15 protein-coding genes and 1 riboswitch are annotated in these 19888 nt (G+C 71.8%); of the genes, 3 read left to right on the top strand and 12 right to left on the bottom strand.

What is annotated here, in order from left to right; translation table 11 throughout:
- Positions 1-93: 93 nt before the first annotated feature.
- Complete coding sequence (locus tag ACFQRF_RS12495; protein WP_379871214.1) at positions 94-291, top strand: DUF5999 family protein; 198 nt, start codon at positions 94-96, stop codon at positions 289-291.
- A gap of 49 nt (positions 292-340) precedes the next feature.
- Here ACFQRF_RS12495 and ACFQRF_RS12490 read toward each other — a convergent pair whose 3' ends face one another.
- The 11 genes from ACFQRF_RS12490 to ACFQRF_RS12440 all read right to left on the bottom strand — a co-directional run bounded on the left by ACFQRF_RS12490 (position 341) and on the right by ACFQRF_RS12440 (position 15180).
- Complete coding sequence (locus ACFQRF_RS12490) at positions 341-967, bottom strand: alpha/beta hydrolase family protein (RefSeq protein ID WP_379871213.1); 627 nt, start codon at positions 965-967, stop codon at positions 341-343.
- A 526-nt stretch (positions 968-1493) separates the two neighbouring features.
- Positions 1494-2693 carry a tetratricopeptide repeat protein gene (locus ACFQRF_RS12485; RefSeq protein WP_379871212.1) on the bottom strand — a complete coding sequence of 400 codons (1200 nt, stop codon included), beginning with the start codon at positions 2691-2693 and terminating at the stop codon, positions 1494-1496.
- A 396-nt stretch (positions 2694-3089) separates the two neighbouring features.
- The gene (locus ACFQRF_RS12480; protein WP_379871211.1) at positions 3090-3575 is read right to left on the bottom strand and encodes a pyridoxamine 5'-phosphate oxidase family protein; all 486 of its coding nucleotides are present in this window, start codon (positions 3573-3575) and stop codon (positions 3090-3092) included.
- A 230-nt stretch (positions 3576-3805) separates the two neighbouring features.
- A complete protein-coding gene (locus ACFQRF_RS12475; RefSeq protein ID WP_379871210.1) occupies positions 3806-4795 on the bottom strand; it encodes an NAD-dependent epimerase/dehydratase family protein in 990 nt (329 codons plus the stop codon).
- A 121-nt stretch (positions 4796-4916) separates the two neighbouring features.
- Positions 4917-5540, bottom strand: coding sequence for a Uma2 family endonuclease (locus ACFQRF_RS12470; protein WP_379871209.1), 624 nt, complete (start codon positions 5538-5540; stop codon positions 4917-4919).
- A gap of 136 nt (positions 5541-5676) precedes the next feature.
- Entirely contained in the window at positions 5677-8571 is a 2895-nt protein-coding gene (gcvP, locus tag ACFQRF_RS12465; protein ID WP_379871208.1) for an aminomethyl-transferring glycine dehydrogenase, read from the bottom strand.
- Positions 8572-8680: 109 nt separating this feature from the next.
- Positions 8681-8769: riboswitch (glycine riboswitch) on the bottom strand.
- A gap of 190 nt (positions 8770-8959) precedes the next feature.
- Positions 8960-9559: a MerR family transcriptional regulator gene (locus ACFQRF_RS12460; RefSeq protein WP_379871207.1), complete on the bottom strand. Its 600-nt coding sequence runs from the start codon at positions 9557-9559 to the stop codon at positions 8960-8962.
- A gap of 452 nt (positions 9560-10011) precedes the next feature.
- Positions 10012-10482, bottom strand: a complete 471-nt coding sequence (locus tag ACFQRF_RS12455) for a bifunctional nuclease family protein (RefSeq protein ID WP_379871206.1) — start codon at positions 10480-10482, stop codon at positions 10012-10014.
- A 347-nt stretch (positions 10483-10829) separates the two neighbouring features.
- Positions 10830-11375: an FHA domain-containing protein gene (locus tag ACFQRF_RS12450; RefSeq protein WP_379871205.1), complete on the bottom strand. Its 546-nt coding sequence runs from the start codon at positions 11373-11375 to the stop codon at positions 10830-10832.
- Positions 11376-11861: 486 nt separating this feature from the next.
- Positions 11862-14360: a sugar phosphate nucleotidyltransferase gene (locus ACFQRF_RS12445; protein ID WP_379871204.1), complete on the bottom strand. Its 2499-nt coding sequence runs from the start codon at positions 14358-14360 to the stop codon at positions 11862-11864.
- Between the two features lie 55 nt (positions 14361-14415).
- On the bottom strand, positions 14416-15180 hold the full coding sequence (locus ACFQRF_RS12440; protein ID WP_379871203.1) for a CDP-alcohol phosphatidyltransferase family protein: 765 nt from the start codon (positions 15178-15180) through the stop codon (positions 14416-14418).
- 234 nt (positions 15181-15414) lie between these two features.
- Between ACFQRF_RS12440 and ACFQRF_RS12435 the strand changes: the two genes are divergently transcribed.
- Positions 15415-16497 (top strand): PrsW family intramembrane metalloprotease, encoded by a 1083-nt coding sequence (locus ACFQRF_RS12435; protein WP_379871202.1) that lies wholly within the window; start codon positions 15415-15417, stop codon positions 16495-16497.
- A 17-nt stretch (positions 16498-16514) separates the two neighbouring features.
- On the opposite strand, the gene ACFQRF_RS12430 is transcribed toward ACFQRF_RS12435, so the two are convergent.
- Positions 16515-17234, bottom strand: coding sequence for a gamma-glutamyl-gamma-aminobutyrate hydrolase family protein (locus tag ACFQRF_RS12430; protein WP_379871201.1), 720 nt, complete (start codon positions 17232-17234; stop codon positions 16515-16517).
- A 491-nt stretch (positions 17235-17725) separates the two neighbouring features.
- Between ACFQRF_RS12430 and ACFQRF_RS12425 the strand changes: the two genes are divergently transcribed.
- Positions 17726-19888, top strand: a complete 2163-nt coding sequence (locus tag ACFQRF_RS12425; protein WP_379871200.1) for a carbon starvation CstA family protein — start codon at positions 17726-17728, stop codon at positions 19886-19888.

Here is a 19888-nt window from a genome sequence, read left to right as displayed (position 1 = left end):
CGACAAATCCCCAGTCCGGAACGGCGGCGAACACTAGAGTACGAGTGGTGCACCACACCGGAAGTACCGAGCGACCGAACCGGAGGCACATCGATGTGCCAGCACGAGCCTACCTGTCCGTCCTTCAGTGCCCCTGACCGCGATGCCGCCCGGGTCGTCGCGAGCCACCCGGAGCAGGGGTGGAGCCTGCTCTGCAACGGCGTCGTGGTGTTCGAGGACACGGGAGAGCTGCTCCCCAACGGCGGGGTGATCGCCCCGCACCGCCCGACCTACGTCGGCGCGGCGGCATGACGGTTCACCACTGACGACGGCGCGGACCGGACGGGGGGACAACCGCCGGTCACGCTCCGCCCGGCCGCCCGGAGGGCAGTCGCCCGGCGAGCCAGCCGGCCACCGCCGCGGCGATCCCCTCCGGGTCCCGGTTCAGGTCGTGCCGCTCGCCCGGCCGCACCAGTACCGTGGTGGCGTCCGCGACGTCCGGAATCCCGAACGGGTCGCGGTCGCCGTTCACCACCAGCGTCGGCGCACCCGCCTCCCGCAGTTCCGCGGCCCGCGACCGCTCCGGTTTCCCCGGCGGGTGCAACGGGAAGGCCAGCGCCACGACGGCCGCGGCGCCGAGGTCGGCGGCCGTCCGGCACGCCACGCGCGCACCGTTGCTGCGGCCGGCCAGGACCAGCGGCACCTCGGCGAACCGCGCGTCCCGCCGCAGCCCGGCGACGACCGCCCGCCACGCCTCGTCCTGCGCGGCCGTCGCCGATCCCGGCATCCGCCGCCCCGCCACCCGGTAGGGCTGCGTCACCCGCGCCACCGCCGCGCCGGCCGCGAGGACGGCGTCCCGCACCGCGACGATGTCGGGGACGTCCACGCCACCACCGGCACCGTGCGTGATGACGAGCAGGTAGTGCGGCGCACCGCCCGGCACGTCGAGGTCGACGCGGGCCGGGCCGCGCGGCGTCTCGATCTCCAAGGATCCCCCTCTCGCCCCGGCCGCGCGATCACGGGGCCGGTCCCCCATCGAGGTTAGGGCCACCGGACCCCGGTCCGCCGGACGGCGGTGCCGGGGCCGCGAGGTTCGGCACGGCCCTCGTCCGCGAGCCGCGGCACGGCGAGGGCGGTCTCGCTCACCGAGGCCACGGCCATGGGCGTCCGCGCCGAGACGGCCGTGCCGGAGGGCGTCTCGCCGTACCCGCCGCGTGCACGACGTCGGCCCCGTGGGTGACGGCCACGGCGGCGCCGGGCAGCCCGGTACTCCGCCACGACGGTGTCGACGGCGGCCCGGGCATGGGACGGGTACGCGGCCACGAAGAGGGCGACGGCCGCCGGCACGGCGCGCCGGAGGCGCCCTGCGGCGACCGCCCGGGACGGCACATGGCGGATGCCGGATGCGGGCATGCCGGTGACGGTATTCGTGCGGCCCTCGCAGCGGCATGGGGACCGCCGCCCGGCTATGCTCCGGAGAACCCGTACCGCGGCGCCCTACGCCGTGCCCGGCGTCACTCGTCCGGCCAGCCCTCCGGGAGGACGTCGGCGGCGCTGCCGGAGGCGATCCGCAGGCGTTCGCGGAAGTCGTCGTGCAGCGCGCGCCCCCACACGTACTCGCCCGGGGTGCGCACCGCCCACTCGACGAGGCCGCGCAGGGTCGCGGCGTGCGTTTCGTTTCCGGCGTGCGCCACGGCGAGGCGGGTGTAGATCTGGTTCAGCGCGACGAACAGCTCGCCGGCCAGCATGGGCGTGCTGTCCTGGGCGACCGCGGCCTCCACGAAGGGCTCCCACCACGGCGGACCGGCGGCGGACTCGGTCTCGGCGGTCTCCGGGTCGGGGGTGAGGAAACCGCGCCGGAGGCGGGTGCGCACCTCGGTGGCCACCTCGGGGTCGGGGTGCCGCAGCCCCTGCTCCCAGGCGTCCGCGGCGCCGTCGGCGTCGCCGCGGACCGCGAGCAGCCGGGCGAGGAGTTCCACCGCGGCGCCCGCGGTCGCGGCGTCCAGGGACGCGGCGGAGTCTCCCGGGTCGCCGTCGGGTGTCCGGACGGGAGCCGCGGCGGCGGCCGCGGCGCCGAACTCGGCGATGGCGCGTTCGACGTGCACGGCGCCGAGCAGCAGCCGCAGCCCCGCGTGTTCGGCCACCTCCAGGCCGCGCCGGATCACGGCGTCGGCCGTGTCGGTGTCACCGCGGGCGAGCAGCCGTTCGGCGTAGTCCTGAGCGGCGTCGGCCACCGCCGGGGAGTCTCCGGCCAGCGCGTGGTCCCAGTGCTCCCGCGCCGATTCGGCGTCGCCACGATCCTCGGCGATCCGGGCCAGCCCATGCCGCGCGGCGGCCGTGTACCGCTCGTTCCCGGTCGCCAGCACCTCGCGCCACGCCTCGTGCGCCCGCTCCCCGTCGCCCTCATCCTCGTAGGAGACCGCGAGGTGGTAGGCGGCACGGGCCGCGTACTCCGAGTGCCCCGTGGCGATGGCCGTCCGGTCGGCCTCCCGTGCGGCGCGGACGTCGCCGAGGTCGTGCCGGACCACGGCGAGCCCGAACGCGGCCGCGGCCCGGTGTTCGTGCTCCCCACCGGCGAGGACCTGCTCGAAGACGCGGGCGGCACGATCGAGGTGCCCGGTGCGGGCGAGATCCCGGGCCTGGTCGCACAGGATCGCGAAGTCGGGATCGTCAGAAGCGGTGTCGGGTGCGGGGGCGCCGGGCGTCGCGGTCATGCACAGCCACTTTCCACGGGGGCGGAGGACTCCGTTGGAAGCCTAGCCGTTACGCAGCGTGCAGAGGAGGCGAAGACGGTGCGGTCGCGGCGATTCCGGACGGGTGACGCCGACCACCATATGTACGACGTAGATTACGACATGTCCGAATAGTCGCGTCGCTCGGCGGCCCCATGCCGCCGCGCGCCGAAGCGCTCCCCTGTACCCGTGCCGAGAGCGGGGACGGCTGCACCGGAGGCCCGCACAGGGCCGGTGGCCGCGCCGAAATCTCTGCCCGAGCACTGCGCGAGCGCAGCCGCGAGGCCGAGGGCGAGCACCTGCATGACCACCTGCCCCGCGCGCTCAAGACCAAGTGATCGGTCCCCGCATGCGCGCAAGGTCTGGGTGGCGATGCGGTCAGCCCGACTTCTCAGCGAGTTCGGCGAGGAACCGCGGCACCCGCCCGGCACCGAAGTCATAGAACCGCGCCCACCGCGGCTCGACCGCGATCCGCGCCATCCGGTCGTACAACGCCCGGCAGTTCCGCTCGAACTCCGCCGCGTACTCGGCGTCGAAATTCTTCCGCGCGGCCGCGAGATACTCCGGAACCACCCCGTCGACGATGGTGAGGTGCGCGACGCCGCGCACCGACAGTGCCCTGGCAGAGCCGGGACTGTCACCGGTGTCGATGGTCAAGGCGACCTCGGGGCGGGCCGACAGCGCCCGCACCTTGGGCGCCGTGGCCGCGGTGGACATGACGATCTCCTCGCCGGTCCAGAAGATCCCGATCGGGACCACGCGGGGCAGCCCGTCGAGTCCGTTGTAGGCCAGCCGCGCCATCGACGCCTGGCTCAACAGCTCGTGGGCGTCGGCCAGCTCCTGCGCGATCTGCTTCCGGTCCATGACCCGCCGTCCTCTACCGTCGCGCGGCCGTTCCCGACCGCTATTCCTCGCGAACGAAAGACGCCGCCGCGTTGCCGGTAGCCGCGGCCGAATCCGCCGTCCACCCGCCCACGGTGATCGTGCCGCGCTCGCCGGCCGCTCCAGCTCCCGCCGCCGCACCTTCGACCGGTCACCGGGCCGCTCCACACCTTCCCACACCGGCCCACCACCAGGAAAGGCGCCCCACGACCTCAGGCCCCCCGGCCGAGCACCACGCGTTCCCGCTCCGGGTCCAGCCCGACCGGCGGAAGGCCGCCGCGCAGCGGCGCCGGCCCGTCGAGCGACCGCAGCCACGCCCAGGTGTCCGCCACCGTCTCGGTCACCGGCCGGCAGCGCAGCCCGGCGGCGAGCGCGCGGGACACGTCGCCCTGGTGCATGGTGTCGTACAGCTCCCCCGGCGGCAGCCAGACCGGCAGTTCCATCCACGGCCGCACACCGGCCGACAGGATGGTCTCCGGGGCCGTCCAGCGGAGTTCGGCATCGGACCCGGTGGCCCGCACGCACGCCTCCAGCAGCTCACCAATGGTGGAGTGGCCGGGTGCGCTGACCACGTTGTAGGCGCCGCCGAGCCCCCGCTCCGCCGCGTCCAGCACCCAGGCGGCGAGGTCACGGGCGTCGACGTACTGCAGGCCCAGGTCCCGCGGCCCCGGCGCGAGCACCGGCCCACCGCGCGCGATCCGGTTCAGCCACCACGGCAGCCGCCCGACGTTCTCGCGCGGCCCGAGGATCAGCCCGGCCCGCGCCAGCAGCGCCCGGTCCCCGAAGACCGCCTCCGCCGCCAGCTCACCGCCGCGCTTGGCCCGCGCGTACTCGACGTCGCCGTCGTCCGGCGAGCCCTCGACCAGCGGCCCGTCCTCGGCGGTGCCGGCCGCGACCGGGATCGGGTGGACCGAGCGGCTGGAGACGTACACGTAGTGGCCGGCCCGTCCGGCGAGCAGCCGTGCCGCGTCCCGCACCGCCGCCGGGGCACCGGACCAGGTGTCCACGACGACGTCCCACTCGCCCTGTCCCAGCTCTGCCAGGCCGTCGGGGGCGGTGCGGTCGCCGCGCAGCGCCGCCACCCCGGGCGGCTCCGTGTGCCGTCCCCGGTTGAACACCGTGACCTGCCACCCGCGCCCCAGAGCGTCGTCCACCACGGCGCGCCCGACGAACTCCGTGCCACCCAGCATCAGTAGTCGCATGCCGGTAGTCTCCTGTTACCTCGCCTCCCAGCGGAACGGACCCACGCTCTGGGCGGAATCGCCCAGAGCGTAACCAGGTCTCGCGGTACCTGCACTTCGTCGAGCAGCGCGAGGAGTTCTGTCACGACAGGGCGCGGAATTGGCTGGTGTCGAGGTCGAATTCGAACGGCTCGGGGATGACCAGCTTCTTCCCGAAGTCCCGGGTAACGCGGTCCAGATAACGTCCACCGCTCGGCTTACTGAACAGCGTGGTCTGCGCCGCGATTGGATCGATCAGCAGGTAGTACTCGATGGCGGCCTTTGCGTAGATGTTCAGCTTCACCACGCGGTCACTACGGGCGTTACTGGGCGAGACGACTTCGGCCACAAGGAGTACATCGTCTGGCGGGACGATCGATTCTGCTGTATCCAGCACCTCCGCGGGAGCGACAAAGAGGTCGGGGATCACGCTCTTGCCCAGTTCCGGCATGCGGATCTCCAGATGTGGTTCCGCGTCATACCCGGCGGGCAGGTGCGGCCTGAGCTGTAGGTCCAGCGACCTCACGGTGCGCTGGTGCTTGCCAGACGCGACAGGCGACACGGTGATCGTGCTCCCTTCGATGATCTCGGCTCGAAGCCCCCTGGGAAGGTCAAGGCTGTCGAGCAGGTCGAAGAGCGCACGCGACTCCGCAGGCGCCGGTGAAACGTCTGAAGTCGTTTTCTCAGGGGCGAGCGTCGTCATCTCCGACTCCTCGTTCTTGGACATGGACGATCACACCCTGTCACATAGCAACGACACTTACGGTCTCTTCTGCCATTTCACCGCGTTGAGTACCAGTGGCGCCAGTCCCCACCCCGGATACCGACGCCACCGCGCTCTCAGCGCCATCCGACGGCGCGCCTCACTCCGCGAACGCCTCCGGCGGCGGGCACGCGCAGACCAGGTTGCGGTCGCCGTACGCCTGGTCGATGCGGCCCACCGGCACCCAGTACTTGTTCAGCCGCAGTTCCGGCACCGGGTAACCGGCCTCGGTGCGGGTGTAGGGGTGCTTCCAGTCGTCCGCCGTCAGCGCCTCGGCGGTGTGCGGGGCGTTCTTCAGCGGGTTGTCGGACGGGTCATAGCCGCCGTCGGCGACTCGGTCGATCTCCGCTCTGATGGCGACCATGGCGTCGATGAAGCGGTCCAGCTCCGCCAGGTCCTCGCTCTCGGTGGGCTCGACCATCAGCGTGCCGGCCACCGGGAACGACATCGTCGGCGCGTGGAAGCCGTAGTCGATGAGCCGCTTGGCGACGTCCTCGTTGCTGATCCCGGTGCGCTTGGCCAGCGCCCGGACGTCGATGATGCACTCGTGCGCCACGAGCCCGCCGGACCCGGTGTAGAGCACCGGGTAGTGCGGGGCGAGCCGCCGGGCCACATAGTTGGCGTTCAGCACCGCGGTCTCGGTTGCCGCGCGCAGGCCGCGCTCGCCCATCATCCGGACGTAGGCCCACGAGATCGGCAGGATGCCGGCGGAGCCGAAGGGCGCCGCCGCGACCGGGCCGACGCCGGTGTGCGGGCCCGCGTCCGGCTGGCCCGGGTGGTTGGGCAGGAAACCGGCGAGGTGGGCGCGCACCGCGACCGGGCCGACCCCCGGGCCGCCGCCGCCGTGCGGGATGCAGAACGTCTTGTGCAGGTTGAGGTGGCTGACGTCGGCGCCGAACTCGCCGGGCTTGGCCCAGCCGAGCAGCGCGTTCAGGTTGGCGCCGTCGACGTACACCTGCCCCCCGGCCTCGTGCACCAGATCGCACACCTCGGTGATGGTGTCCTCGTACACGCCGTGCGTGGAGGGGTAGGTGACCATGATCGCGGCCAGCTCGTGCCGGTGCGCCTCGATGACCCTGCGCAGGTCGGCGAGGTCGATGTTGCCATCGTCGTCGCAGGCCACCACCCGTACCCGCAGCCCGGCCATGACCGCGCTGGCGGCGTTGGTGCCGTGCGCCGAGCTGGGGATGAGGCAGACGTCGCGGTCGGCGTCGCCACGGCTGCGGTGGTAGGCGCGGATGGCCAGCAGCCCGGCGAGTTCGCCCTGCGATCCCGCGTTGGGCTGCAGCGACACCGCGTCATAGCCGGTCACCTCGGCCAGCCAGCCCTCCAGGTCGCGCACGACCCGCACCATGCCCTCGGCCTGGTCCAGCGGCGCGAAGGGGTGCAGCCGGGCGAACTCCGGCCAGGTGATCGCCGCCATCTCGGCCGTGGCGTTCAGCTTCATCGTGCAGGAGCCCAGCGGGATCATGGTCCGGTCCAGCGCCAGGTCCTTGTCGGCGAGCCGCCGCAGGTAGCGCAGCAGCGCGGTCTCGCTGCGGTGCGTGTGGAAGACGGGGTGCTCCAGGTAGTCGACGCCGCGCCGCAGCGCCTCGGGCAGCGCCGGGCCGCCGGCGGCGCCCGGCGCGGCGGAGCCGCCGAAGGCGCGCAGCACCAGGCCCAGGTGCTCTTCGGTGGTGACCTCGTCGCAGGAGATCCCGACCGTGTCGTCGTCCGCACGCAGCAGGTTCACGCCGAGCTCCCGCGCGCGCTCGACCACCGCGCCGGCCCGGCCGGGAACCCGGACCCGCAGGGTGTCGAAGAAGGCGTCGTGCGGCAGCTCCAGCCCCAGCTCCCGCAGGCCCGCGGCCAGCCGAACCGCGTGCCCGTGCACCCGCTCGGCGATCGCGCGCAGGCCGTGCGGCCCGTGGTGGACGGCGTACATTCCGGCCATGACGGCGAGCAGCACCTGCGCCGTGCAGATGTTGCTGGTGGCCTTCTCCCGCCGGATGTGCTGCTCGCGCGTCTGCAGCGCGAGCCGGTAGGCGGGCCGGCCGGCCGCGTCGACCGACACCCCGACCAGCCGGCCCGGGAGCTGGCGCTGGAGTCCGGTCCGCACCGACATGTAACCGGCGTGCGGCCCGCCGAACCCCATCGGCACCCCGAAGCGCTGGGTGGACCCCACCGCGATGTCGGCACCCAGCTCCCCGGGGCTGCGCAGCACGGTGAGGGCCAGGATGTCGGCGGCGACCACGGCGAGGGCACCGCGCGCGTGGGCGGCCTCGATGACGGCGGAAGGGTCGCGCACCGCGCCGCTGGCGGCCGGGTACTGCAGCAGCACGCCGAACGTCTCGCCGTCCGGCACGTCCGGCAGCCCGCCGGCCAGGTCGGCCACCACGATGTCGATACCGAGCGGCTCGGCCCGGGTGCGCAGCACGGCGAGCGTCTGCGGGAAGACGTCGGAGTCGACCACGAAGGTGGCGCCGCGGCCCTTGGCCGCCCGGCGGGCCAGCGTCATGGCCTCGGCCGCGGCGGTCGCCTCGTCCAGCAGGGAGGCGCCCGCGACCGGCAGCCCGGTCAGGTCGGAGACGACCGTCTGGAAGTTGAGCAGCGCCTCCAGCCGCCCCTGGGAGATCTCCGGCTGGTAGGGGGTGTAGGCGGTGTACCACGCGGGGTTCTCCAGGATGTTGCGCTGGATCACCGGGGGCGTGACGGTGTCGTAGTAGCCCAGGCCGATCATGCTGGTCAGCACCTGGTTGCGGTCGGCCAGGGCGCGGAGTTCGGCCAGCGCCTCGCTCTCGCCGACCGGCTCGGGCAGGGCCAGCGGCGCGGCGGCGCCCCGGCCGTTCAGGATGCTCCGCGGCACGGCCGCCGCCATGAGGTCGCCCGTGGACGGGAATCCGACGGTCTCCAGCATCTTCGCGCGCTCGGCCGGTCCGGGCCCGATGTGCCGATCGGCGAACTCGCGCGCCGCCTCGGGGGCGGGCGAACGCTCGTGGGTGGGCTGGTGCGGCATGGAGACCTCCTGGTCGCTGAGCCGTGGAACGGCTGCTCCTGCTTGGTCTCCCCCTCTGTCGCGCATGCCGGCGGTGCCGCAGGCGGATGCCGCCCGCTGCTCCAGAGTGCCTCTCCACACGGTCCTTTTGCCTGAGAGGTTGGGTGGGGAGGGTTGCCCCGTCGGCGCCCCTTGAGGGGTCTCTCCCGTGTGGTATCAACGGCGGTATTGCGTTGGCAGTTTCGCATTATGTCAACGCGTCACGCGCCATGGTACTGACGTGCGTCTTCTGTGGCATTCCCGGCATCGGGCGGATCAACCGTGCCGGCCCGGGGCGGCGGGGACAGGGCCGCGGGTTTCGGCGGGAGGGGCTGGACGGGGCGCGGGTGGGCGGCGGTCGTGCGTCAGGTCATCCGGTCCGGCGCTCGCGGCGGCGGCGCGCCAGCTCGTCGGTCGGGTGGGGGTCGGGGAGGGGTTCGGCGAGCCGTTCGCCGGGGAGTTCGCGCAGCGACCCCTCCAGCTCGCGCCAGACCCGCCCCAGGGCGATCCCGAACACGCCCTGACCGCCCTGCAGCAGATCGACCACCTCGTCCGGCGACGTGCACTCGTAGACGCTCACGCCGTCGCTCATGAGGGTGATCTGGGCGAGGTCGGCGGTGCCGCGCTCACGCAGATGCTGGACGGCGGTGCGGATCTGCTGGAGGGAGATGCCCGTGTCGAGCAGGCGCTTGACGACCTTCAGCACCAGGATGTCGCGGAAGCTGTACAGACGCTGGCTGCCCGAGCCGTGTGCGGGCTGCACACTCGGCTCGACCAGCCGGGTTCTCGCCCAGTAGTCGAGCTGACGGTAGGTGATTCCGGCGGCCGCGCAGGCCGTTGGCCCCCGATAACCGACGTCCATAGGCAGCGCCACCACGTCCTCTTCACACAGCAGGCCCTGCTCGCCAGCGCGCCGTATCGCTGATCGCCTGTGGTCGGAGGCTTGCTGCTTGCCGCTTGTAACCGCCACGCCGAACCTCCGGCTCCTCGACCCGCGGCGGTGTGACAAGGGGAGATGCGGATTGCGCCGCGGGTACCTTCGACACTGAAGGTAAGCCGGTCGCATGGACAGCGTCAACGACAGTGATCGGCGCGTCGCGGAACCTCTCCGCTGGTCCTGTCGCGTGTTGCCCCGGGGCATCGGAACACCGCCGCCCACCGCCCTGAGCCCTCCGCCGAGCGAACCGCTCACCCTCCGCCACCGTCGCGCCGGGCGCCGGGCCGGCGGCGCGGACGCGCCGGATGGAGACGGAGAACGGCCGGACGGCGCGATCGGGGGCCGTGGCCGGCCCTCGTACCGGCTCAGCCTAACGCTGCGTGGCGCCCGAATCCGCCTCCGGATACGCGAACACCCGGCGCCCGCGCCACGGGACCGCTAAAGTGGATGGCGCGGAGCCGGGAGACGTCCCGGTCCCGTCCCCGTCAGGTGGTGCGCCCGAAGTCCTCTGGCGTGATGTTGTCGAGGAACTCCCGGAACTTCTCGACCTCGTCCTCCTGCTCGTCGGGGATGGGCACTCCGGCCTCCTCGATGACGTCCTCCCCCGCGTAGATGGGTGCGCCGGTGCGCAGCGCGAGGGCGATGGAGTCGGAGGGTCTGGCGCTCACCTCCACCCCGTTGGAGAAAATCAGCTCGGCGTAGAAGATGCCGTCGCGCAGCGCGGTGATGTTGACCGTCCTGAGCGTGGCGTCGAGCGCGTCGAGTACGTTGCGGAAGAGATCGTGGGTCAGCGGCCGGGCGGGAGTCACGCCCTGCTGGGCCAGGGCGATGGCCGTGGCTTCGACCGCACCGATCCAGATGGGCAGGTATCGCTCCCCATCCGACTCCTTCAACAGGACAATCGGTTGGTTCGACGGCATCTCGACCCGGACGCCGACAACCTCCATGTGCTTCACTGCGGCTCCGTCCCACGACTCGTCGTGCCGGAGGGGCACCGGCCAGGCCGTGCTCTGCTCCGTCTCTCACGGTACACCGCCGAGGCTCGGACGTGTCGAGCCGCTGGGCCCCGGCCGCTATCCGCGGTCAGCGGCGCTGAACGGCCGCACCATGCGGTGGTCCCATTGACCGAGGTGTTGATCACACACCCCGGGTCGCCCCTTTCGCTGCCGGTCTCCCTACAAGGCTGTCCGCCAGGGCCGGTGCGCAAACCTCCGGTGCGCGGGACACATCGCGATGCCTCCCGCGCCGCGGAGGTGTGCCGGTGACCGTGCCCGGGGAGCTCCCGCCGAGCACGCCCGGGGGATCAGCCGCGCTGCGCGTTGGTGAGGAGCACCAGGCGGAACTTGCCGATCTGCACCTCGTCACCGGGGCTGAGCCGGGTCTCGTCGATGCGCTCGCGGTTGACGTAGGTGCCGTTCAGGCTGCCGACGTCGCGCACGCCGAACGCGTCGCCGCGCCGGAAGAACTCCACGTGCCGCCGCGACACCGTGACGTCGTCGAGGAAGATGTCGCTGTTCGGGTGGCGACCGGCGGTGGTCAGATCGCTGTCCAGCAGGAACCGGCTGCCGGCGTTGGGGCCGCGCTTGACCACGAGCAGAGCGGTACCGGAGGGCAGCGCGTCCAGCGCGGTGGGGTCGGCGACGACGTCCTCGCCGGCGTCCGCCTCGGCCTCCAGCGCCTGGATTCCGGAGATGGAGATGGTGGACGTGGTCTCGCCGACGGAGTCGCGGCGCTCGCGGGGCTGCGGAGCCTCCTGTCCGGCCTTGCGGATGGGGGAACCACAGTTGGAGCAGAAACGGGCATCATCCGCAACGGCGTGACCGCACTGCGTGCAGTAAACGCTCGACATAGGTCGGCTCGGCCTCCTACCGCACGGGGCGGTGCTTGTATCGGCTGTTGTTGACGTGTCGGGCGACCGGCGAACCGGTCACCCCCATGGGGCCCGGGCCAGCGCGGCGGGGCCGCCCGGCGGCCTCACCCGGTCGGTCGTGCCAAGGTCCCTCCCATGATCGGTTGGTTCCGCTCCGTTCGCCACCCCCTGGGTCGGGAGGCAGGCGGATACGGCCCGGCGCGCACTCCAGGAACACTCGACTCTAAACCATATCCGCGCCCCGCCCGCCCCAGTGCCAGACACGGATCGGGGCCCGTCGACGGTCCGCCGCCGGAGAGGTGACGTGCATCCGCCGGCCGGCCCTGTGGGACCGGCCGACGGAATGGTGCCCTGGTCGCGCTCGCCGCCTCACTCCCCTCCACCGCCGACCCGACCCGGCCTCCGGCACAAGAAGGCCGACGCCTCCGGACGCTCGGCGGCTCGCCGCTCCGCGCCTCCGGTCGGTCAGCCCTCGGCGCGCTCGACCACCGCCGCCCACTGCTCCAGCAGCCGCTGCGCGGTATCGGTGTCGGGGCCCTCGGCCCACAGGTGCGTGACGGCTTCGGACGTGTCGGGAAGCACCAGCGCCCAGCTGCCGTCGGGCTCCATGACCCGCACGCCGTCGGTGGTGTCGATGTCGCGCCCTTCCGCGGCCTCCACGACCTCGCGCATGACGCTGCCCTTGACCGCCCAGGGGGTGGGGACCGAGCGGCGCAGCAGATGCGCCTCGGGGATGCGCTTGTCGATCTGGCTGAGGGAGAGCTTGGTGCGGGCCACCAGCCCGAGCAACCGGATGAAGGCGGCGATGCCGTCGCCGGTGCGGGAGAACTCCGGAAGGACGAATCCGCCCCGGCCGTCGGCGGCGAAGATGATGTCATCGGCCATGGCGGCCTTGGTGAGCTCGTCGACGGCGGTGGGGATCCACTGCACCTGGACACCGTGGAATCGGGCGACCTTCTCGGCCACCCGGGTGGTGGTGACCGGCAGGGCCACCCGCCCGCCGCGCCGCTCGGCCGCGACCAGGTCGAGCACCACCAGGAGCGCGCGCTCGTTGTCGACGAGTTCGCCGTGCTCGTCGACGATCGACAGCCGTTCGGCCACCGGGTCGAACCGGACGCCGAAGTCGGCGCCGGAGGAGCGCACCAGCTCGCCGAGCCGCTGCAGGTCGCGCATCTGCTTGGCGAGGGTGTCGGTGGGGGACGCCTCGTCCAGCCGGTTGTTGACCGTGAGCACGTCGACACCGAGACGGCCGAGCAGCGCCGGCAGCACCAGCGAGCCGGTTCCCCCGGCGCAGTCGACCACGATCTTCAGTCCGGCCTCGGAGATGCCGGTGGTGTCGATGCGGCGCAGCAACTCCTGGCTGTAGTTCTCGACGCCGCGGGAGGGGAAGGAGAGTTCGGCGATCTCGCCCGGGAACGCCCGGCGGTACTCGGCCCGGGAGAAGACCCGCTCCAGCTTGCGCTGCGCCGCCGGGGAGAGGTCGGCGCCGCGCTCGTCGAGGAACACGATGTCGACCGACTGCGGGTCGCCGGGGCTGGTGCGCAGCGCGATGCCGCCGCCGACCCCGCTCTGCCCGGTGTGGAAGCGCGCGACCGGAAGCGGGACCGCCTCCAGGTCGCGGACGTCGATGGCGCTCGCCGTCAGGGCGCTGATCACCGCGCGCTTGAGGGTGCGCGCGGCCCGGGAGACGTCCCGGGAGGTGGTGACGACGGTGCCCTTCTTCAGGGTGGTGGCGTAGGCGCTGGCCAGGCGGACCGCCAGCTCGGGGGTGATCTCGACGTTGATGAGCCCGGAGACGCCGCGCGGTCCGAACAGCGAGCGCTGGCCTCGCGACTCCCAGATGACGTTGGTGTTGACGACCGCGCCGGCCTCGATGGTCTTGAAGGGGTACACCTTGAGGTCGTTGGCGAGGTAGGCCTCGGACTCGATGACGCACTCCTCGCCGACGACGGTGCCCTCCTCGATGCGGGCGCTCGGCATGACGTCGGTGTTCTTGCCGATGACGCAGCCCCGCAGGTGGGTGTTGGCCCCGACGTAGACGTTGTCGTGGATGACCGCGCGGTGCAGGAACGCCTCGGAGCGGACCACCACGTTGCTGCCGAGCACGGTGAACTCGCGCAGCTCCGCGCCGGCCTCGACCTTGGCGTAGTCACCGATGTAGAGGGGGCCTTTGAGCACGGCCTCGGGATCGACCTCGGCGCCCTCGGCCACCCAGACGCCCGGGGACATCTCGAAGCCGTCGATCTCGACGTCGACCCGCCCGGACAGCACGTCGGCCTGGGCCCGCAGGTAGCTCTCGTGGGTGCCGACGTCCTCCCAGTAACCGTCGGCGATGTAGCCGTAGAGGGGGGCGCCCTCCTTGAGGAGTTCGGGGAAGACGTCGCCGGACCAGTCGACCACCTCGCCGGCCGCGACCTTGTCGAGGACCTCCGGCTCCATGATGTAGATGCCGGTGTTGACGGTGTCGGAGAAGACCTGGCCCCAGGTGGGCTTCTCCAGGAAGCGCTGGATCCGGCCCTGCTCGTCGACGATGATGATGCCGAACTCCAGCGGGTTGGCCACCCGCTTGAGCCCGATGGTGACCATGGCGCCGTTCTCGCGGTGGAAGCGCACCATGTCGGTGAGGTCGATGTCGGTGAGGGCGTCGCCGGAGATGACGATGAAGGGTTCTCCGCGCAAGTGGTCTTCGGCGTTCTTGACGCTGCCGGCGGTGCCGAGCGGCACCTCCTCGGCCACGTAGTGCAGATTCATGCCGAGTTCCTCGCCGTCACCGAAGTAGTTACGGATCAGGGTCGCGAGGAACTGGACGGTCACGACCGTCTCGTCGAAGCCGTGCCGCTTCAGCAGCCGCAGCACGTGCTCCATGATGGGTTTGTTGACGACGGGTAGCAGCGGTTTCGGCTGGTTGGCGGTCATCGGCCGCAGCCGCGTGCCCTCGCCACCGGCCATGACGACCGCCTTCATCGGGGCCACCCCCAGACCCCGGTCGCAGTACGGCGAAACGCCCTCGGGCGTGCTCTCATGGTGGGGACGTCGCTCCCTTCCTGTCACTGGACGGTGGCCCGGAGTCACCGGCGTGCCGCCCGGGAGGCTTGCCCGCCTCCCGGCCGCCTTTGATCGCCTCGGGATCATCCGCCGTGGCCGCCGGCCGCGCCGCGGACGCTGGGTCGGCGTCCGCATCACCCGCACGGTCGGCCCGCCGGGCCTCCCCGATCAATCGCAGGCCCTGAACCGCGTAGAGCAGTCCGGCCCACCAGTAGATAGCCGTTCCCCAGATTGCGAACGCCCAACCCACTATTCGTGCCAGATCCCCCACAATGCCCCCATATCCCGCGAGGAACAGCAGGGGGAATGAGTAGAGCAGGCACAGGGTCGCCGCCTTGCCGGCGAAATTGACCGGCAGCGGGCCGTAGCCGAAGTGCCGCAGGATCGGCAACGCGAGCACGATGAGAACGTCGCGCAGTACCAGGATCGCCATGAGCCACCAGGGGATGATGCCCCGGACCACCAGGCCCAGCAGCGCGGCGAAGATGTACAGCCGGTCGGCCATGGGGTCCAGCACCGTGCCGAGCCGGCTCGTCTGGTTCCAGGCGCGGGCGATCTTGCCATCGAGCCAGTCCGACAGCCCGGCGAACGCCAGCACTCCCAGCGCCCACACGTCGGCCTGCGGGCCGAGCACCAGCCACAGGAAAAGGGGCACGCCGAGCAGCCGCAGGATGCTCAGTAAGTTCGGGATCGTCCAGACGCGGTCGCCCACCGGATCCGCATTCGTCGGGATCGCCACCCGCACCTCCCTTTCCCGCTTTGGAGCCTACCCACTGGTTCGGAGTGCCGTGCGGCCGTCCACAGCCGCCGCCACCAGGTGCGACCCCACCGGCCGCCCGACCGCCCAAGATAGCGCGGTCCGCCGTGACCTCCTCGTTCGCCGCCGCCTTCGGTCTCTCCTGTCCCTTGCCCACCGCCGCCGCCGTGAAGCGTCCGCGCCGCCGCGCGGCACACCCGCCACGTTCAGTGAACCATGTCGTCACGCTCCGTATACTCCGCGGGTGAGGCGGCGCTCGGCGAGGCCGGGACGCTGACGGAACAGGGGGCGGCACAGATGGACGACGAGTATCCGGCCACCACCCGGTGGGGGGCCTCCCCCGCGGTGAAGGGGCGGCGCCGCCCGGCGTGGCCGCGGCTCTTCGGGGCCGGCCTGCTGCTCTGGCTGGCCGCGGTGGTGGTGACGTTCCTGACCGACAACGTCAACCTGATCCCCAGCGTCGTGCTGTTCGGCAGCTTCCTGGTACCGGTGACCTTCGTGACGTGGGCGTACGAGCGCGCGCACGGCGACGAGATCGGCGTGGAGCTGATGTTCCGCGCGTTCATCGTCGGCGGGATGCTCGGCATCCTGGGCGCCTCCGTGCTGGAGGCCTACCTGCTGCACCCCAACGCCTTCTCCTATCTGGGGATCGGGCTGATCGAGGAGGCGGTGAAGCTCCTGGCGCTGCTGGTGATCTCGCGTCATCTGCGCCGCTACACCATCCGCGACGGCCTGCTGCTCGGCGCCACGGTGGGCTTCGGCTTCGCGGGGCTGGAGTCGGCCGGCTACGCCATGGCCGCCCTCATCACCCCGCAGGGGCTGTCGCTGCTCTCACTGCTGCAGACCGAGATCCTGCGGGGGCTGCTCACTCCGCTCGGGCACGGGCTGTGGACCGGCATCCTGGGCGGGGTGCTGTTCAGCGCGGCCCGGGGTGGCAGTCCGCGGCTCACCATCCCGGTGATCTTCACCTATCTGGGCGTCGCCGTGCTGCACGGGCTCTGGGACGCCATGCGCGGCATCGCCATCGACCTCACCCTGCTGTTCACGGGCAGCCGTGAGCAGCTCCTCACCGTCGCCCGCGGCGAGGTTCCCGAGGTGAGCTCGGCGCAGGACCGGCTCATGACCGTTCTGGACTGGACCGGCCTGCTGACGATCTCCGTCGTGGCGCTGCTCTGGCTGCTCGGCGTGGTCCGCCGCGCCCAGGCGCAGGCCGCCGCCCTGGAGTCCCGCTCCAAGCCGGACAGCGAGTCGGCCGCGCCCAAGCAGCCCCCGGCACCGCCGCGGCGGCCGGAGGAGTGAGCGGACGGGCGCGGTCTTCAGTCCTCGCCGGTACCGGACCGGCGGGCCGCCGCCGCGACGAGCGCCTTGAAGACCCTCCGGTCGTCGCCCTCCTCGGGACGCCACTGCACGCCGACGGCGAACGGGTGATCAGCGACCTCGATGGCCTCCACGGAGTGGTCCTCCGCCCACGCCACCGGGACGATGCGCTCGCCCAGGCGGTTGAAGCCCTGAGTGTGCGACTCCAGGACGGTGGCGCGGTCGCCGAGGGCCTGCCCCAGCACGCTGGTGACGCTGACCGAAACGTCGGCGGAGGAGAGCTTCACCGGGTCGGCGGCGTGCCCGTCGTGCCCGGTCGTTTCGGGCAGGTACTGCACGAGGTTGCCGCCGGTCGCCACGTTCAGCACGTGGGCGCCGCGGCCGATGCCCAGCAGCGGGATGCCCTCGTCCACGGCGGTCTGCGCCAGCGAGATCTCGAAGGCGTCCCGGCGCTGGTCGGGATCTTCGGTGCGCGGATGCGGGCGCGCGCCGTACAGGGCGGGGTCGACGTGTGCACCGTCCGCAAGGAGGAATCCGTCGAACCGGCCGGCGAGGTCGGGCACCCAGCGTGGATGGGTGGGCGGCACCGCCACCGGGAGCCCGCCGGCGCGATGGACCTCGCGAAGGTAGGGGGTGGCGACGACGGCCGCCTCGCGGACCCAGCTCCCCCAGCGCGCGGGTTCGAGGTAGCTCGTGATCCCGATGAGCGGGCGGGGCATGCGTCCTCCTCAGGGCCGGCCCCACGGACCGACGGTGATTATGGGGTCGCGCCAATCATGGCGCAAAAGCACATTCGGGTGTGTTGCCGTAACTAAACCGATAGCGACATTCGTCGCGTCTTTCGCGGTGATCTTGCGTGTTGTCCGGCTATGCCGCCCACGTGTGGACGACCGGGCGGCCGACAGTTGCAAACCACCACGAATCCGGCAGGAGCGCGATACGCCGCCCCAGGGCCATGTCCGTTGAACCAGCGCGACACGAGCTGCGGAACCGCGCCGTGTTAAGCCACGGTGAACTTGTCGTCAAATCGTCGCTGAAACGCCCTGGACCTCCACTACACGGGGTGGCACGATGCCCGCGTTGGTGATCTGCGCCACCGAGAGCGGTGCCGCCCGAGGGCCGCCAGACGACGGAAAGGGGACCACCCGTGTCCAGTAGCACGGCCGGCACAGCAGCACGGCAGCGTCCACAACGCCCGAAATGGAGCCCCGTGCGGATCCTGGTGTGGACCGTGGTGGCGCTGGTCGGTGCCGCCGCCTGGTCGGTCCTGGCGCTGTCCCGTGGCGAGGAGATCTCCGCCGCCTGGCTGATCTTCGCGGCCCTGGCCTCCTACGCCATCGGCTACCGGTTCTACGCCCGCTTCATCAGCTACCGGGTGCTGCGGGTGGACGACACCCGCGCCACCCCGGCCGAGCGGCTGAACAACGGCACCGACTTCCACCCCACCGACCGCCGGGTCCTCTACGGCCACCACTTCGCCGCGATCGCCGGCGCCGGCCCGCTCGTCGGCCCGGTGCTCGCCGCCCAGATGGGCTACCTGCCCGGCACCATCTGGATCATCCTCGGCGTGATCTTCGCCGGTGCCGTGCAGGACATGGTCGTGCTGTTCTTCTCCATGCGCCGCGACGGCCGCAGCCTCGGCCAGATGGCGCGTGAGGAGATCGGCCCGGTCGGCGGCGTGGCGGCGCTGCTCGCGGTCCTGGCCATCATGGTCATCCTGCTGGCGGTGCTGGCGATGGTGGTTGTCAACGCGCTGGCCGACTCCCCCTGGGGCGCGTTCTCACTCGTCATGACCATCCCCATCGCGCTGTTCATGGGGTGTTACCTGCGCTACCTGCGCCCGGGCCGGGTCATGGAGACCTCGGCCATCGGCGTGGTCCTGCTGCTGCTGGCCATCGCGGGCGGCGGCTGGGTGAACGAGCACCCGGTGCTCAGCGAGCTCTTCCACTTCACGCACAACCAGCTGACCTTCGGGCTGATCATCTACGGGTTCGTGGCCTCGGTGCTGCCCGTCTGGCTGCTGCTGGCGCCGCGCGACTACCTGTCGACCTTCATGAAGGTGGGGGTCGTGGCGCTGCTGGCGGTGTCCATCATCGTCACCATGCCCACGCTGCGGCTGCCCGCCTTCACCGACTTCGCCTTCAACGGCGAGGGGCCGGTCTTCGCCGGGTCGCTGTTCCCGTTCGTGTTCATCACCATCGCCTGCGGTGCGCTGTCCGGCTTCCACTCCCTCATCTCCTCGGGCACCACCCCGAAGCTGATCGAGAAGGAGTCGCAGGTCCGGATGATCGGCTACGGCAGCATGCTGACCGAGTCGTTCGTCGCCGTCATGGCGCTGGTCGCCGCCTGCGTGATCGACCCCGGCGTGTACTTCGCCATGAACATGCCGGCCGGCGCGCTCGGCGACACGGTGCAGAGCGCGGCGGCGGCCGTCACCCAGCTCGGCTTCACCGTGACGCCCGAGACCCTGCAGTCGACCGCGGCCATGATCGAGGAGAACAGCGTCCTGGCCCGCACCGGCGGGGCGCCGACCTTCGCGCTGGGCGCCGCGATGATCTTCTCCGAACTCTCGGCGATCTTCGGCGCCGCGATGACGGCGTTCTGGTACCACTTCGCGGTGATGTTCGAGGCGCTCTTCATCCTCACCACCGTCGACGCCGGCACCCGGGTCGGCCGGTTCATGCTGCAGGACACCCTCGGCAACGTCTACAAGCCGATGCGCGACGTCAGCTGGAAGCCGGGCCTGTGGCTGACCAGCGCTCTGGTGGTCGCGGGCTGGGGCTACTTCCTGTGGGCCGGCGTCAACGACCCGCTCGGCGGCATCAACCAGCTCTTCCCGCTCTTCGGCATCGCCAACCAGTTGCTGGCGGCCGTGGCGCTCGCCGTCTGCACCACGCTGCTGATCAAGTCCGGCCGGGCCAAGTACGCGTGGGTTACGCTGGTGCCGCTGGTCTGGGACGTGGTCGTCACGCTCACCGCGAGCTGGCAGAAGGTGTTCTCGCCCGATCCGGCGATCGGGTTCTTCGCCCAGCGCGCCCAGTACGTGGCGGCGCTGGAGAACGGGGAGACCAGCCTCGGCGCCGCGCAGTCGGTCGAGCAGATGCGCCAGGTGGTGGTCAACACCACGGTGGACGGCATCCTGGCCGCCGTGTTCGCGCTGCTCGTCGTCGTGATCCTCGTCGACGCCGCCCGGGTGTGGGTCAAGGCGCTGCGCGCCGGCGGTGAGCTGCCCACGACCGAGACCCCGCACGTTCCCTCGAAGCTGTGGGCGCCGTCCGGGCTGATCGCCACCCGTGAGGAGCGCGAGCACGCCCGCCGGCTGGCGGAGGTGGGCGCCGGAGCCGGCGAGACGGCGGGGACGGCGGAGAAGTGA

It is taken from the genome of Marinactinospora rubrisoli, from assembly GCF_042664915.1.
GTDB classification, from domain to species: Bacteria; Actinomycetota; Actinomycetes; order Streptosporangiales; family Streptosporangiaceae; genus Marinitenerispora; species Marinitenerispora rubrisoli.
The sequence above is the reverse complement of the archived record's forward strand: the minus strand, read 5'-3'. Positions and strand labels throughout refer to the sequence as shown.